Annotated in this window: 14 protein-coding genes; all 14 read left to right on the top strand. The window is 34.9% G+C overall.

Features of this window, described 5'->3' with window-relative positions:
• Nucleotides 1–64: 64 nt before the first annotated feature.
• The 14 genes from M0214_RS13635 (at nt 65) to M0214_RS13570 (ending at nt 18,843) form a co-directional block, all read left to right on the top strand.
• Nucleotides 65–2,374 (top strand): chondroitinase-B domain-containing protein, encoded by a 2,310-nt coding sequence (locus M0214_RS13635; protein ID WP_248723115.1) that lies wholly within the window; start codon nt 65–67, stop codon nt 2,372–2,374.
• A gap of 5 nt (nt 2,375–2,379) precedes the next feature.
• Complete coding sequence (locus tag M0214_RS13630) at nt 2,380–3,381, top strand: sugar kinase (RefSeq protein ID WP_248723114.1); 1,002 nt, start codon at nt 2,380–2,382, stop codon at nt 3,379–3,381.
• 64 nt (nt 3,382–3,445) lie between these two features.
• Entirely contained in the window at nt 3,446–4,474 is a 1,029-nt protein-coding gene (locus M0214_RS13625; protein ID WP_248723113.1) for a polysaccharide lyase family 7 protein, read from the top strand.
• Between the two features lie 58 nt (nt 4,475–4,532).
• Nucleotides 4,533–6,809: a heparinase II/III family protein gene (locus M0214_RS13620; RefSeq protein ID WP_371873507.1), complete on the top strand. Its 2,277-nt coding sequence runs from the start codon at nt 4,533–4,535 to the stop codon at nt 6,807–6,809.
• 5 nt (nt 6,810–6,814) lie between these two features.
• Nucleotides 6,815–7,189: a cupin domain-containing protein gene (locus tag M0214_RS13615; protein WP_248723112.1), complete on the top strand. Its 375-nt coding sequence runs from the start codon at nt 6,815–6,817 to the stop codon at nt 7,187–7,189.
• A gap of 420 nt (nt 7,190–7,609) precedes the next feature.
• Nucleotides 7,610–10,723, top strand: coding sequence for a TonB-dependent receptor (locus M0214_RS13610; protein ID WP_248723111.1), 3,114 nt, complete (start codon nt 7,610–7,612; stop codon nt 10,721–10,723).
• A gap of 25 nt (nt 10,724–10,748) precedes the next feature.
• Nucleotides 10,749–12,182, top strand: a complete 1,434-nt coding sequence (locus M0214_RS13605) for a RagB/SusD family nutrient uptake outer membrane protein (protein WP_248723110.1) — start codon at nt 10,749–10,751, stop codon at nt 12,180–12,182.
• A 28-nt stretch (nt 12,183–12,210) separates the two neighbouring features.
• Nucleotides 12,211–13,212 (top strand): PKD domain-containing protein, encoded by a 1,002-nt coding sequence (locus M0214_RS13600; RefSeq protein ID WP_248723109.1) that lies wholly within the window; start codon nt 12,211–12,213, stop codon nt 13,210–13,212.
• 32 nt (nt 13,213–13,244) lie between these two features.
• Nucleotides 13,245–14,162: a polysaccharide lyase family 7 protein gene (locus tag M0214_RS13595; protein ID WP_248723108.1), complete on the top strand. Its 918-nt coding sequence runs from the start codon at nt 13,245–13,247 to the stop codon at nt 14,160–14,162.
• Nucleotides 14,163–14,196: 34 nt separating this feature from the next.
• A complete protein-coding gene (locus tag M0214_RS13590) occupies nt 14,197–15,099 on the top strand; it encodes a polysaccharide lyase family 7 protein (protein ID WP_248723107.1) in 903 nt (300 codons plus the stop codon).
• A gap of 210 nt (nt 15,100–15,309) precedes the next feature.
• Entirely contained in the window at nt 15,310–16,017 is a 708-nt protein-coding gene (locus tag M0214_RS13585) for a FadR/GntR family transcriptional regulator (protein WP_248723106.1), read from the top strand.
• Nucleotides 16,018–16,259: 242 nt separating this feature from the next.
• Complete coding sequence (locus M0214_RS13580) at nt 16,260–17,564, top strand: MFS transporter (protein WP_248723105.1); 1,305 nt, start codon at nt 16,260–16,262, stop codon at nt 17,562–17,564.
• Nucleotides 17,565–17,612: 48 nt separating this feature from the next.
• Nucleotides 17,613–18,368: an SDR family NAD(P)-dependent oxidoreductase gene (locus M0214_RS13575; protein ID WP_248723104.1), complete on the top strand. Its 756-nt coding sequence runs from the start codon at nt 17,613–17,615 to the stop codon at nt 18,366–18,368.
• Nucleotides 18,369–18,489: 121 nt separating this feature from the next.
• The gene (locus tag M0214_RS13570) at nt 18,490–18,843 is read left to right on the top strand and encodes a transposase (RefSeq protein ID WP_248723103.1); all 354 of its coding nucleotides are present in this window, start codon (nt 18,490–18,492) and stop codon (nt 18,841–18,843) included.
• The last annotated feature ends 17 nt before the right edge of the window (nt 18,844–18,860 follow it).

Raw genomic sequence — 18,860 nt, 5'->3', positions numbered from 1 at the left:
GTCTTTATCTAACGTATAAAGGCTTTCTTTTATTCCTTACCTTAAATTAAAATTTAAAAGACCCATGAAATCTCTTTTTCTGTTTCTTTTTACAAGCTTTTGCCTTGTGTCATGCAATAATACAACTATTGGCAGTGTAGTTTTGGTAAATAATGTTGCTGAATTAGAAACAGCAATTAGTAAAGCACAGCCTGGAGATGTTATTGCATTGGCCGACGGAATATGGAAAGACCTTCAAATAAAGTTTATTGCCAACGGAACAGAAAAACAACCTATTACAATAAAGGCTGAAACTCCCGGTAAAGTATTTGTAGAAGGTGTTTCAGATTTAAAATTTGGCGGTCAATATCTTATTGTTGATGGTTTACATTATAGAAACGGCTACTCGCCCAGTGAAGCTGTGGTAATTTTTAGGGTCGATAAAGAAACCATTGGCAACCATTGTACTTTCACTAACAGTGTTATAGAGGATTTTAACAAAATGACACGAGATGATGCGGACCGTTGGATTCAATTCTGGGGGAGGCATAATACATTAAGTAATTGTTACATTGAGGGGAAGACTAATCGCGGACCAACTATTCGTGTAGATTTAAAAGGGAATGAACATATTAACAATTATCATCAAATAATTAATAATCATTTCGGGCCTAGACCTCCAAAAGGTGGCGCCAGTGGTGAAACCATTCAGATTGGAGATAGTTATTCTTCAATGTCTCCTAGTTATACCTTAGTAGCAAACAACTTATTCGAAGAATGTAACGGAGAAGTTGAAATAATATCTAGCAAAACCAATTTCAACGAATTTCGAAATAATGTGTTTTATAAGAGTGAAGGGTCTTTGGTTACAAGACATGGAAATTATTGTACCATAGATGGCAATTACTTTATAGGTGATGGGGAAAATGAAAACATTGGTGGCATCAGGATTATTAATACTGGTCATTGGGTAACAAATAATTACTTCTATAATCTAAAAGGCAAGAGTTTTAGAAGTCCGCTGGCAGTTATGAACGGCATCCCTAAATCCCCTCAAAACAGGTACAATCAGGTAACCGATGTAGTAGTGGCATATAACACTTACATTAATTGTGATTCGCCATGGCAATTTGGGGTCGGGCAAAATTTAGCGCAAAAAGATGTATTACCAGCATCAGAAATACGTTCAGCGCGACCGTTAAGAACTTTGGTCGCTAACAACATTCTTTATAACGAAATAGGTGATAATTCACCAATTGTAGAACACGATAAAGCTGATGGGGTAGCATTTAAAAACAATATCATAAATAATCAGGGGGTAGCATTTGAAATCCAAGAAGGTCTTCAGGAAGTCGGTTTTAAGTTAAGTGAAATTGCAGAACATATTTGGATACCTTCATCAAGTTTTGAAATAGAACCCTATCAAGGATTTGAGTTTGAAAAAATAACAAAAGATCTCTTTGGAAATTCAAGAAGCTCCAACAATAGTATTGGTGCCGTGGTAAACACCAACGGTATAACCCCTTCAATCTTGGATAAATCCAAATATGGTCCAAGATGGTATTCTGATGAAGTTAAGGATAAAGAACCTAAAACAATAAAGGTAGCCATCAATGATGATTTTCAAGCCAAAATAGATGAAGCTGAAAATGGTGATATTATTACTTTGGATCCAGTTCCTTATCAAGTCAACGAATCTATTCTAATAGACAAGCAACTTACAATTAAAACGCTTGGTGATGGTAAGGCTGAAATCATATTTTCTGGAATAGAAGACACACCTTTATTCCAATTGCATCCCAAAGGTTTCTTAAAGATAGAAGGCGTTATTCTAAAAGGTAAAGGAACACAACATGCTTTTGCTTCATTAAAGGAAAATATGTACACTCATTTTGGACTGAAAGTTGCACAATGTGAAATAAGTAACTTCAAATTCGCCTTAAAAGCCTACAAGCAATCGTTTGCTGAACGAATCACGTTTAAGAATACATCTATTTCCAATTGTAAAAATGGCTTAAAATTATCTGAAGAAACCAACGATAGAGGAGACTACAATACAGAATATCTAACTATAGAAAACTGCCATTTTTCCAATGTCAATCAAAACGTTATTGATTACTACCGTGGTGGATATGATGAGTCTACCATAGGAGGTAATCTTATCTTAAGAAATAGTTCTTTTACAAATTGTGGTGCTAAAGAACAAAATGGTATCTTAATTAACACTAGAGGTATTATTAACGTGGATATTTCTAACAATACTTTTAAAAACAATCAGGTAAAATTGGTAGCCCTACTTTGGGGTGCTAAAAATAATTCTCATGCAAACAACACTATTTCTAATTCGGGTAAAATAGTGGTTGAAGAAAATTTGAAATTGAAATTGATGTATTAGGCAATATGGCTAAAAAAGTGATAACATTTGGTGAGGTCATGATGCGTTTGTCACCTCCGGGATATGAAAAATTTTCTCAGGCTTCATCCTTCGAACTGGTTTATGGAGGCGGTGAAGCTAATGTGGCAATTTCATGCGCTTATTTAGGTATGAAAGCGGCTCACATTACTCGTTTTCCAGATAATGCCCTAGGAAAAGCAGCTGCCCAATTTTTACGTAAACACTGGTTAAGCACTGAACATGTCATTTATGGTGATGACATGATAGGCAAATACTTCTTAGAGAAAGGAGCCGTGCATAGACCCAGTGAGGTTATTTATGAAAGAGAGGGGTCTGCTTTTTCGTTAATTGAACCTGCCATGGTTAATTGGGAAGAAGTTCTCAAGGATGCCGATTGGTTTCATTGGACAGGAATAACACCTGCTATTTCGGATGGAGCTGCCCAATGCTGCTTAGATGCTATTAAAACAGCGAACAAAATGGGTATAACTGTTTCTGGAGACATTAATTCCAGAAGTAACATGTGGAAATATGGCAAAACAATGCAAGAGGTTATACCTCTATTGGTTGAGCATTGTGATGTTGTGATTACAAGTAGTCGTGGTATTAGAGACATGTTTGGAATAGGTGAGCCAGATGATAAATTTCAATTTTTAGCTAAAAAGCTAATTGATGTTTATCCCAATATTAAAAAAGTAGTCAAAAAAACTAGAAGAACCATAAGTGCTTCCCACCATCAAATTCAAGGTAAATTGTGGAATGGTAAAAAGTATATAAAAACGGATATGTTAAATATCACCCACATTATAGATCGCGTTGGAACAGGAGATGCCTTTGCAGCGGGTCTTATATACGGTTTGTTACACTTTGAAGATGAACAAGCTATGGATTTTGCATCAGCAGCATGCGCCTTAAAACACACAGTGCCAGGAGACGTAAATACGGTTTCACTTGAGAACGTGCAAAACTTAATGGAAGGTGACACATCTGGAGCTATTAATAGGTAATTGTATCGTAGAAGATTTCCATGTTGTCGAGATTTGAAAAAACTTAATAACGATTAACTATAAAATGAGAACAAAAGCTATTAAAGCTATATTCCATATATTTTTATTAATAAGCTTCATTTCAGTTTTCAATGCCTGCAAGCATAAAACAAAGGCAGCTGATTTATCAGAAGAGACACAAAAAGTAACGTATCCGAATGACGTCATACCATTTATGGATAAATGGCAAATCCTTTTAGGAGATGGTACTCGTTCTGATTCGCTGATTAACTATGAAAAAGAAGGTTTCTTTTATGTTGAAAAAGATGGAGAAACCAATTGGGTAGTTTATAAGACTCCAAATTCAGGAATAACTTCGCCAAATTCAAGCAACACTAGAACTGAGTTAGGTGAAAAACGTCGTTGGATACCAGAAGAAGGTGGTAAACTAACAGGTTCTCTTAAAGTAATGCATGTGTCAACAACTGGTGACGCCAATGCTCGCTCATCTTATTCTGTCGTTGTTGGGCAAATACACAGTGACGAAGGACATGAAAATGAACCTTTAAAAATCTATTACAAGAAATTTCCAGGACACAACAAAGGCTCTGTTTTTTGGAATTATGAAATCAATACAGAAGGTGATAATGATGGCCGCTGGGATTTTTCTACTGCGGTTTGGGGACATGATTTTTCTGTGCTTGGCAAAGGAGTAGATATTTATCCAGAAGAACCCACTGACGGTATAACATTAGGCGAAGAATTTAGCTATGAAGTTAATGTACATAAAGGTGTAATGACTTTGACTTTTAAAAGTGAAGGCCATCAAACAAAAACTTTTGTAAAAAACTTGTTAAAATCAGATTTTGCTAAAGAGTCAGATGTTCCTCAACAAGTATTAGAATGGTATTCGTCGAAACGACGCGTTGGTGTTGAACGTGATAGTGCCTATGCTGGAGAATTACAATTCTTTAAACAAGGTGCTTATAATCAAGCTAATGGAAAATCTACCAATTCTGAAACTTACCATGGTGATATTGCTAAACAATACGAAAATGGAAGTTATGCAGAAGTTTGGTTTAAACATGGAACTTTGAATCATGGAACAAAATAAATATTTCAATACAGTAGCGTACCTAAGGTATTAACAAGAAAAATTAAAAATGGATTATATGCTTAAAAAAATAGGGTTTTATTTTAAAACAAGTTTACTGCTAACACTTGCATCAATCTTTATGGTTTCTTGTACAAAAAGTCCAAAAGAAAGTAATCTTTCCAATACTGGTCACCCTTGCTTAATCCTAACAGAGCAAGGTGTTAAAAACATTAAGGCTAACCTGGGGAACATACCAATATTTGATACTACATTGGCAGAAGTTAAAGCTGAAATAGATATCGAAATCGAAAATGGCATTCAAGTTCCAATCCCAAAAGATTATTCTGGAGGTTATACCCACGAACGCCACAAGAAGAACTTTTTCGTAATGCAAAAAGCAGGGGTTTTATTCCAGATCTTAGAAGAAGAAGCCTATGCCAAATACGTCAGGGATATGCTATTTGAGTATGCTAAAATGTATCCAACGTTACCCATTCATCCTAAACCACGCTCATATGCCAGAGGAAAACTGTTCTGGCAATGCCTAAACGATTCTAACTGGTTGGTATACACGAGTCAGGCTTACGATTGTATCTATGATTATTTAACAGAAGCCGAACGCCTTACCTTAGAAACAGATTTATTCAGACCATTTGCGGATTTTATTTCAAAAGAAAACCCTAAGTTTTTTAACAGAGTACATAACCACAGTACCTGGGGAAATGCGGCTGTAGGCATGATTGCTTTGGCTATGGATGACGACAGTTTATTGCAAAGAGCGCTTTACGGTTATAAGGAAGGCAAAATCGACCCCAATTTGAAGGACGATGATGGCGGCTATATTAACAGAGATGGAAAAATGGGGTTCTTGGCTAATCTTTATGAACCATTTTCTCCTGATGGTTATTTTACTGAGGGACCTTACTACCAACGTTATGCTTCATATCCGTTTTTAATTTTTGCTCAAGCCTTACAAAACAAAAGGCCAGATTTAAAAATATTTAACTATAAAGATAGCGTGTTAATAAAAAGCGTTAGTGCTTTGATTAACCTATCGAATGTTAATGGTGATTTTTTCTTGTTGAATGACGCTCAAAAAGGTATGTCATACTATTCAAGTTCTTTGGTGTCTGCCGTGGATATAGCTTATCATTTTGGAGGTAATAATCGTGAACTACTCAGTGTAGCTGAAAAACAAGGCAAAGTAGCTTTAGATGATGCTGGTTTAGCCGTTGCTTTAGGCATCAAAGAAGGAAAGAGCAAACCTTTCAATAAAAGGTCAATTGAATTATCAGACGGACCAGAAGGTAATCAAGGTGCTGTTGGTGTTATAAGAAGTGGTGATTTAGAGTTGGTTTATAAATACACCGCGCATGGTTTAAGTCATGGACATTTTGATAAGCTATCTTATGCCTTATTTGACCAAGGAGATGAAGTAGTTCAGGATTACGGTTTAGCTCGCTACGTAAATATCGAACAAAAAGGCGGCGGTAACTATTTAAAGGAAAATAAAACTTGGGCAAAACAGACCGTTGCGCACAATACAATAGTCCAAAACGAAACATCGCATTTTCAAGGCAAGTATGATATTGGTAGTAAACACCATTCTAAAAAGTACATTTTTAGTTGTAATGATGAAAACCTTCAAGTAGCCAGTGCTAAAGATAATAATGCTTATCCTGGAACTCAGCTTCAAAGAACCATTGTAACTATCAAGGATGAAGATTATGACAATCCATTTGTTTTAGATATCATGCGAGCTACATCTAAAACTTCTAATCAGTATGATTTACCATTTTATTATTTAGGACAGATTATGCAAACTAATTTTGAGTATTCAAAACTTGAATCTCCAGAAGTTCTTGGCAAAAATAATGGCTATCAACATTTATACAAAGAAGCAATGGCTAAAGCTGATGGGGCCAATGTAAAATTGAATTGGTTACTAAATAATAAGTTTTATACCTATACGGCAATTACTTCAAAAGGTGATGATATCATTTTTGGTAGAATAGGTGCTAATGATCCAGATTATAACCTAAGAAATGAACCTACCTTAACCCTTAGGAAAGAAAACACTAAAGATGCCTTGTTTGTATCCACAATCGAGTCTCATGGAACTTACAGTCCTGTATCCGAATTCGCATTGAATGCCTATAGTAATGTCAAAACAATTGAAGTAACTCATAATTCGATGAAATATTCAGGTGTTAAAATTGAGATGACTAACGGTAAACAAAAACTCTTCTTTATTTCTAATGAAAATAATGAAGTCAACAAAGAACATACCCTTTCTTCAGAAGATATCAAATACATATGGAAAGGGCCTTATACATTTATAAACTTAAATTAAGCACAATGAAAAGATTTAGCGAAAAATACATTATCACTAAAGATATGGAATGGGAGGAACTTGGAGGAGGGGTCTCTAGAAAGTTCCTAGGTTATGATAACCAAATCATGATGGTAAAAGTAAAATTTGAAAAAGGAGCCTTGGGTTCTCCACACCAACATTTCCATACACAAGCTACCTATTGTATTTCAGGTAAATTTGAATTTGAAATTGATGGCGTAAAACAAATTGTAGAAGCTGGAGATGGCGTATATATTGAGCCTAATCTATTGCACAGTGCTGTTTGTTTGGAAGAAGGGATGTTAATTGATACGTTTAGTCCGGTAAGAGAAGATTTTTTGAGTGGAGGAGGGGTGTCTTATTTTGGAGATAAAAAGTAGTGCGATGATTTCTTAATTAACTATTCACTTACATTTCTAAAAATTAATGGTTTAAATCCAAAAAAATAATTTGTTTAAACAAAAAAATAGCATATATTTGGAAAACCAAACTGGTAAACCAATTTGGAAAACCAATAGACAAAAGCTAAATTAATGTATAACTCTTCTAAAATCTAACACTTCAAATGACACAAAATAAAAAAGGACAGGTGCACGCCTATCCTTTTTAAACTCTTTACTTCTTTTCGGAGGGAAGTAAACTTACACAAATTTGCTGAACAAAATGTGCTTCTACAAAATTACAAAAATTTGTTAGAAGGTTCTGTGTTTGTTCAGTAATAACTAAAAATTGATTTTCCTATTTGAGATAGGAATCAAATCATTAAAATAACTTAACAAGTTAAACTAAACAGACAAATTATGAATCTAAAATTTAAGCTAACTCTTATTGCAGTATTGATTTTCAATACTGTTTTAATTGCACAGAATGGAATTACTGTAAAAGGTACTGTAGTGTCTACCTCAAATAATATTCCAATTCCTGGTGTAAATGTTATTGTTGTAAAGTCCAACAAAGGAACGACTACAGATTTCGATGGAAATTACGAAATTCAAGTCAACAAAGGTGATGTAATACAATTTTCTTATGTTGGTTTTAAAAGTCAGACTATTATTGTTGGGGATCAATTAACAATAAACGTTTCATTATCCGAAGACCTTGCACAACTTGATGAAGTTGTGGTAGTAGGTTATGGTACCCAAAAGAAATCTCACCTAACCGGTTCTATTTCAAAAGTTACTAACGAGAATTTGGAACAAATTCCTGTAGCAAGGGTAGATGATGCCTTAGTAGGGCAAGTTTCTGGTGTTAATATTCAAGCTACCGATGGTTCTGCTGGTGCTGCTCCCACAATTACAATTCGAGGTGTGGGATCAATGGCAGGAGACTCTACCCCTTTGATTGTTGTTGATGGAGTAATTGTAGACTCAGATTTTTTAAGTTCCTTAAATATGAACGATGTAGCTTCGTTTGAAATATTGAAAGATGCTGCATCATCATCAATTTATGGGTCTAAAGGATCTAATGGTATTATAATGATTACCATGAAAGAGGGTGTGGAAGGAAAAACACGTTTTAACTACAGCACATTTGTTGGCTTTAAAGAGGCAAGGCATAGTGATCCTTATACATTTTCTATAGCAGAAACTGCGGCGGCAGAATTGGCTGCTAATGGTGTGCTATCAGATAGGACAAGATACAAACAACTTATAGGGATTGATCGCTCTTGGCAAGATGTAATATTTGACGGTGGGACTATAACATCACATTCACTTTCAATTAGAGGAGGAAACTCCATAACTAAGTATACCATGAGTGCTAACTATTCTGATGATGAAGGTGTTTTGCTAACGGATAATTTTAAACGATACGGGGCTAGACTTAAGGTTGATAGTAAATTAAACGATAAATTAAAAGTAGGTGTAAGTTTTACCCCTTCGTATACTGTTAGAAGACGTTTTGATGGTTCTACACACGATATTAATAGACAAACAAACTGGTTGCCGGTTTATCATGATGAGCATACCATTCAATTTGTAAACTTTTATAAATATCCAGATGTCCAAATTGGAGATTATGCTACACAGCGTCATTTCGATGATTATGATTTAGACTTAGGCGCACCGGTACCATCTGGAGGAACCGATATCAGCAACACTTCTAACACTAATCCAGCAGCTAAAGTTTTAGAACGTGAACGTTTTGATAAAAAATTCAAACTTTTTGGTAGTGTTTATGGAGATTATTCTATTATTCCTGGTTTAAACTTCCGAACTATGTTATCTGGGTCAATACAAGATACCAAAAGAACCAGATGGCAAGGCGTATTGTCTAGTAGAAATGGTGCGGCCGCATCACGTATGGATGAAATAAGTCAAAGAAGTATGTACTTTATTTGGGACAACTTCTTTAATTATAACAAAATAATTGGAAAGCACGATATAGGTGCAACTATTGGTGTTGTTCTTGAAGATACCGATGCTTCTAACTCTAGCATTACTGGTACAGGATATACAAATGATGCCGTTAAACAGATAACTAATGCTGCTTTAATAGCTGCTGCAGATGCTTTTGAATGGGAGAAAAAAGGTATTTCTTATGTGTCTAGGATTAATTATGCCTATGACAATAAATATTTAGCTTCCTTGAGTTTTAGGAGAGACGGAAGCTCAATTTTTGGATCTGATTATAAATACGGTAATTTCCCGGCTGCATCACTAGGTTGGAATATTTCTAATGAAGACTTTTTGGAAGATAGTGAGATTATTAGCAACTTAAAACTTAGAGCAAGTTATGGTGTTACTGGTAACGACCGACTAAACACAGGTAGCATTGATCCAGATGGAAATAATACTTCTAATAGCTTAAGTACAGGTAATATTCTAGTGGATTTTTACCCTTATTTAGCTTTGTTAAGTGCTACCACTTCTAGTATTGATGGTAGTGTAGTTTCTGGATTCTCTCCATTAAACATTGCAAATCCTGAACTTAAATGGGAAAGGCTGGTTGAATTCAATCCTGGTATTGATTTCGGGTTCTTTAACAATAGGATAACGGGATCAGTAGATTACTATGAAAGAACAAGTGATCAGTTGTTGCTTAACAATCCAATTTCATACACTACAGGTTTTAGTAGTGCTCTTGTAAACCTTGGTGAAGTTAAAAACGAGGGATTCGAAATAGAGTTAAGAACAAGAAATATTTCTTCAGAAACTTTCAACTGGAAGTCAGGTATATTAGTAACAACCAATAAAAATACGTTAGTGGATTTTGCAGATTCTAACGGACAAATCACAAACATTGATGAAAAAAGAGCTGCAGAGTGGATAAATCTAGAAGGATACCCAATTTCTACTTACTACGGTTGGGTTGTAGATAGAGATATTCCTTTAGAGAATCTAAACAATGCTTATCATCCAATAGGTGCTCAAGCACAAGATGTATACGTTAAAGATTTAAATGGAGATGGTATTATTGACGATGAAGATAAAGCACCTCTTGGAGACCCATATCCAGAATTTATTTGGAGTTTTATTAACGAGTTTAAAATTGGTCCAGTAGATTTTAGTTTCATGTTTCAGGGCTCTCATGGTGCAGAGGTAAGAAATATGGGAGATCAATACTTATTCAATCACTTTAATAGTGCTCAAGATTTCAATACCTCTACTACGCCAGACCAACAGTTTATTAAGCAAAAGATTTTTACTGATGATATTATCCAAGACGCTTCATACATAGCGTTACGTAATGTAAACATTGGTTATAACTTTCCAAAAGATGTCCTGTCTAAGTTAAACATTAGCAATCTAAGGGTATATGCTACTGGTCAAAACTTAATGTATAAAACAGCTAGTGACTATACTGGTTTCAATCCAGAGTCTTTAGATAGAACTAGCCCGACAAACTACGGCTATCAAAGAGCTGGTTCTCCAATATTTAGAACAATTTCATTAGGACTAAACTTAGACTTTTAATAAGACAGATTAAAAATATATTATCATGAAAAACATAAAATTTATAATAATAATATTACTAGCAGGTGTGATTTTATCTTGTAGTGAGGATTATTTGAATCCGATTCCTAGTTCCGGTATAACATCGGCGTCTTATTACAAAAACGCAGATGAGGTAGAAACAGCATTAATTTCTATATACGACGGTATACAAGGCATTAACAGCACAAGTACACAAGATTTACACGCTATTCAGTTCGAATACTATCTTACCGAAATGCGAAGTGATAACACACGCACAAAGAGTCAAGAAGGTGAAGCCGCTCAATTCGAGTTTTATAACGTAGAAGCTAACAATGGTATAGTTTCCAACTATTATGGGAGTTTCTTTAATGTAATTATGAGAGCTAACGTCGTACTCGATAATTTAAGCGTTATAGATAACGCTGATCAATTAGCCGCATTTGAAGCCGAAGCTAAATTTCTTAGAGCTTACGCTTATTTTAATTTGGTTAGGTTATTTGGGGATTTACCATTAATAGATAGTGTTATTACGCCTCTTGATAAAGAAATACAATTTACAAGACAACCAGTTTCAGAGATTTATTCTCTAATAGAGGGTGACTTAGAAACGGCTGTTGCAGGTTTAGATAATAGCTATAAAACTAGAGCATCTAAAGCTGCTGCTCAAGCGCTTTTAGCCAAAGTATATCTAACACACAGCAAAAATTATTCTGCCGCTCAAGGCCTTTGTGAAGATATTATTGGGAGTGGTTTTAGTTTAATGACTAATTTCAATGATGTATTCTACAGCGAAAGAAATGATGAGATTATTTTTGCAATTGGTTTCGAGTCTGGTTTAACAGCAGATAGTCAAAACTTTTCTGCTGAGTTTTTAAATGGTGTTGGTAGAACGGTGGGTGTAAATTATGTTACACAAGACGCTGCTGCGGCACTAGACAATTTTGGAGGAGATAGGGCAATGTATTCTTATAGAATTGACCCATTTCAAGTTAGTCAAAGACAAGTTACAAAGTACTTACCGGATGGTAAAGATGGTGGGGCTGATGGAAAGACATTCGAAGAGGGAGACCCTAGGCTGGCTGGTAATGATTGGATTGTTTTAAGATATGCAGATGTATTATTAATGCATGTTGAAGCCATTATGGCTGGTGCTGCAGAGACTTCAAGCTCTAATGCATTGACTTCGTTTAATGAAGTAAGGAACCGTGCTGGTTTAGATGATGACGAAGATGGCACAATAACTGTGGAAGAATTACTACTGGAAAGACGAGTAGAATTAGCATTTGAAAACCAAAGGCTATTCGATTTAATCCGCTTAGGACAAGCAGAAACTGTGTTGTCACAGTTTTCAGCTGATAATGGATTGGGGTATTCATCAACAGATTTATTATTGCCTATTCCACAGAGAGAAATTAACTTAAGCCAAGGTCTGATGTCTCAGAACCCAGGTTACTAATATTTTAAATTAACGAAATATGAAAAAAATGAGCAAATTCAAAAAGAACATAGCAAAGTCTGTGTTGGCCATCGCTGCTATTTTTGCCTTTAGCCTGTGGTCTTGTGATCCAACAATTGAGTCTTTATCTTATGATTTGCCCGAGGCAAATTCAAAAGCAGATCTTACACCTCCGTCAGCTAGTTTCTCGACTACAGTTACGGCGGATTATCTAACATATACATTTGCGAATACTTCAAATAGTGCAACGGATTATAGTTGGAATTTTGGAGATGGCAATTCAGCAAATACAAAAGATGCAACCAATACTTTTCCATCTGTAGGAACTTACACAGTAACTCTTACGGCTTCTGATAAGCTTGGTGTTACAAGTACTTTCTCATTAGACATAGAGGTCGTTGAGCCGCCAACACCACCAGCAATTGTACCAGTTATTGTAAATGCTGATTTTGACAAGCAACCTAAATCTTCAGGTTCAGATTGTGCTTGTGCCGGTTGGATCAATAGAAGCTTAGGAGCCCAAGGCGAATCTTCTTCCGGTAATGGTGGATCTGATAATCTTCTTAAGTTTGATAATGACGAGCAAGATTTAATCTATCAGGAGTTCGAAATTTCTCCTAATACAGATTATTCCATAACATTTGTTGCTGGTTGGAAAGCCAAGGAAAGTGGTGCTTTCCCAAGTCAACTCGAAACCAGAATTTTATCAGGTCAAGGTTATGTAGATGGTTACACCCCAATGTATTTTGCTACTGCAGCAGAATACCCCCAAGATGATTTTGGGTACAGATCTGTAGATCAAATGGAGAATACAGATAATAATTTGTTAACAGAAGTAATAGATCATCCAGATAATACAAGTTACAATACGTACAATTATTCATTTAACTCTGGTAATAATACTAGTGTAGCATTGGTTATAAGAGGTGTTGGTGGAGATGGAACTCCTAGCGATGATAAAGGTTTTTTATGGAACAATGGTGAAGAAGAAATTAGAATTGATTCTGTTATAATTGAACCATTAGATTAAAAGTAAGTATAATTAGTAGTTTTAGTTTTACCATGTTTTATATCCGAAAAGAAGCATTAATAGTGATTTTAATAGTCTTTTTATCTGTAAACGCTACTTGCCAAACCAAGGAGGGTAGCGTTTCAGATTCGGATGTAAAAACTGAAAAGAAACGTAAGAAGAAAAAAAAGAAGAAAGTAAAACTCCCTGAGATAGATTTAAGCCATTGGAAAGTAACACTACCTGTCACTAATGATAAAGGTAAACCGGTTGAAATAGAACCGCCAGAGATTTTCGATTTTGCTAAAATGGAAGTTGCAAAACCTTATATGTACATTGATTCTACCAGAGGCGCTATTGTTTTTCATGCTATGCCAACAGCATCTAAAACCAAGAATACCAAGTATACGAGGTCTGAGTTAAGAGAACAAATGGAACCTGGTAATAATAATGTTAATTGGACATTTGCTGATGGTGCCTATATGAAAGGTAAAATGGCTATGGACGCTTCTACTAAAGACGCCAATGGGAAATATCACAGAACTATTATCATGCAGATACATGGTCGTTTAACTAACGAACAACGCGATTTAATAGGTAAAGACGATAATAATGCCCCACCAATTTTGAAGATTTATTGGGATAATGGTAAGGTTAGAGTAAAAACCAAAGTGCTCAAAAATACTAATGCTACAGTCCCAGAAATTTTACATGAAGACGCATGGGGAGATGATGAAGGTTTCAATTTTGAAGAGGAAGTAGGATTTAAAAAGTTCACTCTAGAAGTTAAGGTGTCTGAAGGAAAAATGGTAGTTGTACTTAATAAGAACGAGTATAAGGTTTATGAAGACGTTCACATGAGAAAATGGGGTGTTTTCGAAAATTATTTTAAAGCAGGTAACTATTTTCAAACTCGTGATGAAGGTGCTTTTTCCAAAGTAAGGATTTACGAACTGGAAGTAAGCCATTAGTTCATTGAAATATATGTATGTTTTTAAGCACATAATGAGGTATTTAAAATTTCCTTTTTGGGGAATATTGTTTTTGGCTTTTATGGCTGCCTGTCAATCTGATGGTCTTCCAGACAAACCAGAACAGGCAGAAAACCCATATAAGGATATTGAGGAAGTGCAAGAGGAATCTAATTATAAGTTGCCGAACATTGATTTAAGCCACTGGAAAGTGACATTGCCCATTGGAAATCCAACAGAGGTACATCCTCCAGATATTTTAGATTATGCCACCAACGAAACTCTAAAACCTTTTTTCTATAATGACTCAGTTAATGGCGCATTAGTGTTTTATACATATCCAGGGGCTACTACAGCAAACACCTCTTATTCAAGAACAGAATTAAGGGAATTGATGAATCCATTGGATAAAGGAAAAACCAATTGGACATTTAAACAAGGAGGCAATATGAAAGGGAAACTGCAAATGGGTAATATTTCAAAAGATAGTAATGATAAATATCATAGAACTATTATCATGCAAATACATGGAAGGCTTACAAATGCCCAGAGAGATTTAATTGGAGCAAAAGACAATAACGCGCCACCAATGTTAAAGATATATTGGACCTATGGATACGTTAGAGTTAAGACTAAGGTTTTAAAAGATTTAAATGCCTCTGAAACAGAAATATTGCACACTAGTGTCTGGGGAGACGATGACGGACATACATTTGAACAATATGTGGGATTTGATCCATTTAATTTAGAAGTAAAGGTTCAGGAAGGTCGCATGGAAGTAATTTTAAATGATAATGAGTCTGTGGTTTATGATGATATACACATTCAAAAATGGGGTGTTTTTGAAAACTATTTTAAAGCTGGAAACTATTTATCCACAAAAGATGATGGTGCTTTTGCTAATGTAAAATATTATGAATTGTCTATCGCTCATTAAATTGAATCTAAATGAAAGAGATAAGATGTTTTTAATGATTCGATTTAATATGGTCTCTATGAAATTATTGTTTTGTTTACAGTAAAACTTAAATAAAAACCAAAATGATTAGACCATTTTTTTTAAATTAGCTAAACTGGTTAACCACTAAAATAAAAACAGGTTAGATAAACAAAAATCAAGGATATACTTGATATTAAAAATTTAGTTATGAAGATAGAGGTCATTACATCAAACGACAGTCAAAAATTACAGAATGCAATTATCACTAAAATTAGAGATTTAATAAATTTTAAGAACCTTGAACCCGGTGATAAGCTACCCTCTGAAAGGATGTTGGCCGAAAAGTTTGAGGTAACCAGAAGCAATGTCAGGGATGCCATTCAAAAACTAGAATTTTACGGACTTTTAAAATCAATTCCACAAAGTGGAACTTTTGTTGCAAATATTGGTGTTATAGCCCTAAACGGTATGATTGAGGATATTTTAAGATTGGATGAACCGGACTTTAAATCATTAGTTGAAACTAGAATTCTTTTAGAATTAAAAACCGCTAGTTTGGCGGCTACAAGAAGAACAGAAGAAGATTTAGTACACATGAAGGAAACTTTAGATGCCTATGAAAAAAAGGTTTTAAACAATAAAGATGCCGTTCAAGAAGACCTGTTGTTTCACCTAGCCATAGCTAAAGCTAGTGGAAATAGTACAATGAATACGTTAATGTTAACTATTACGCCAGAAATACTAACAAATTTTGAAAGGTATCATGTATGCGATGAAGATCAAGCTCTAAAAGGTATTAAAGAGCATACCGATATTTATGAGGCAATTAAAATTCAAAATCCATCATTGGCTAAAGAAAAAATGAAAATTCATTTCAAGGCACTATATCAGTATTGTTATAGTGATTCTGAATAGAAACCACTAAGTTTAGGAGTGCACGGCCTAAATTTAGCTATATAAAACGATTAGGAGGGAAGTAAATACTTCACGGTATTACTTCATTTAAACAAACTGTCATTCCTACTGCTTGTGCTGAATTTGTTTCAGTAAGGTAGGAGTTCATTAAGTATTGATTTACTCAATACCTTAGGATTCTATTGTTCAGTTTTTAATGTAAAAATTGAAGGATTAAACTAATTTAAGACACATCTAATAATATGAAAATTAAAGGTTTACGTTGGTGGGTTATAGGGCTAATAGCCTTGGCTGCAGTAATTAATTATATAGACAGACAAGCTTTTTCAGTATTATGGGAGACAGAAGGAGGTATAGCTGATGAACTGTATCCTGAATTAGATGCTGATGGTAGAAAAAAGATTTATGGTCGTATAGGTACTTATTTCATTATAGCCTACGCTCTTGGACAAGCTTTATTTGGAAGGATTTTCGACAAGTTAGGTACGCGCATAGGTTTTGCTTTATCAATTGGTTTCTGGTCTTTGGCTACTGGACTGCATGCTTTGGTAAGAGGATTTTTAGGTTTTACGCTTGTAAGATCTCTGCTAGGGTTGTCTGAAGCAGGTAACTGGCCTGGAGCAGCAAAGGGAAATGCAGAATGGTTTCCTACTAACGAAAGGGCTATAGCTCAAGGTATTTTTAATTTTGGGGCATCTTTTGGAGCCTTGATTTCTATACCGCTTATAGGTTTTCTGGCACAGAAATTACACTGGCACATTGTGTTTATGATTATTGCTATACTTGGTTTCTTATGGTTAATCCCTTGGCTTATTGTGGTTAAAGTTGGACCTAAAAAACATCCATGGTTAACAGATGAAGAAAAAAAATTAATACTCGATGGTCAAAAAAACGAGATAAAATCAGGAGACGAACAAGAACCACAAAAGAGTATGGGCTATGGCAAGCTATTAGGTTTTAAGCAAAGTTGGGGGGTTATTTTAGCTTCAGCTGCAATAGACCCAATATGGTGGATTTTTGTAATCTGGATACCTAATTACCTTGTTAATGTATTTGATATGGGTATTGAAGGTATTACCCAATTAGGATGGGTGCCTTATCTAGGTGCGATGATCGGCGCTTGGTTTGGAGGTTTACTAGCCAAATGGTTCTTTAATAAAGGATGGGGTGTTAACAAGGTTAGAAAAATGGCCATAGGTATAGGATGTATGATTATGCTTCCTGCTTTATTATCCTTAAGTAACCCTGGTAGTCCATTAGTAGCTGTTATAATTATGGCTGTAGTTTTATTTGGATTTCAAACAGCTATTGGAAATATTCAAACTTTACCAAGTGATTTATTTAATGGTAAGTCAGTTGGGACCTTATCTGGTTTGGCTGGAATGTCGGCAAAATTCGCAGCAGCAGCATTAACATGGTATATTGGAGAAAAACTACCTGCAGATAAGTATTCTTTTGTCTTTCTAATTGGTGCTGCACTTGTAGGTATAGTTGTTTTCTCGGTTTGGGTATTGATTCCAAAAATAGAAGCACTAAAAAATAAATAGAATGAATTAATTAAATATAGACAAGTAATAAAAATTAAATTAAAGAATATGAGTAATAAAGTAGCAATAATTACTGGTGCCACTGGTGGTATTGGTTTTCAAGTAGCCAAAAGACTAGGGCAAGATGGTTACACTGTAATTTTAAATGGCCTAAACGATGAGATGGGAGATTTATGTGTTAAAGACCTCAATAAAATAGGTGTTAATGCAGAATATTACGGATTTGATGTAACAGATGAAAATGCTGTGAATACTAATGTAAAAGCTATAGGAGAAAAATACGGTAAAATCGACGTGATAGTCAATAATGCAGGAGGTCTAGGAGGAAGATCTAGGTTTGAAGATATGACAACCGAGTTTTACAGGTTTGTTATGGCTCTTAATTTAGATTCAACATTTTTTGTTTCAAGAGCAGCTATACCTTTTCTAAAGAAAAGTGAAAACGCTTCAATAATCAACTATACATCCATCGCAGGTTGGAATGCTGGAGGACCAGGTGCTGGAGTTTATGGAACTTCTAAAGCTGCTGTCCATGCATTAACTAGGGCTCTGGCAAAGGATCTTGCTGAATATGGAATAAGAGTTAATGCGGTATCTCCGGGGACTATAGATACAGATTTTCATAAACAAATAAAATCAACAAAACCAGAAGTGTTTGCATCTTGGAAAAATAATATTTTGCTAGGAAGATTAGGGCAACCTGAAGAAGTAGCTAGTGTTATTTCTTTTTTAGTAAGTAATGATGCTGCATTCTTAACTGCTGAGACCATTCAAGTAGGAGGTGGCCAAGGTTTGGGTATTTAAAATTAGCTTGCATAAGTATTGGGTCATCAATTTCACTGCAAGTAAAGACTACAATGGATCAATCTCAAAAGTTGTGTGTAAATTGAATTAAGAATTTAATATTTGCAAAAAAAAGTAGAGATTGGATCCATATGTAGATTTACTGAAGTTTGTATTACCAGAATTATTAATCACACATTTTGATTTAGCTAATAATAAAATCAAGGATAAAGTTCTTCATTTATATTTTGAAGAAAAGAAGGATGTTCCCCAAGAGTTTTCATCATCAATGATTATCGCTCATGGTTTCCACAAAGAGATTACAATTCAAGACTTTCCATTACGCGGTAAAACTGTTTATCTTCATATTAAACGCCGTCGTTGGCTGGACAAGAATACCAAACAAGTTGTACAAAGAGATTGGGAACTAGTAGCACAGGGAACTCGCTTGACTGTAGAGTTCGCTGCTTTTTTAAAAGCACTTAGTAAGTACTAAGCCCAATGATTGCCATA

The sequence above is a fragment of the Seonamhaeicola sp. ML3 genome (assembly GCF_023273855.1).
In the GTDB taxonomy this organism is placed as follows: Bacteria; Bacteroidota; Bacteroidia; order Flavobacteriales; family Flavobacteriaceae; genus Seonamhaeicola.
Note: the sequence above shows the minus strand (reverse complement) of the source record. Positions and strands in the feature narration are given on the sequence as shown.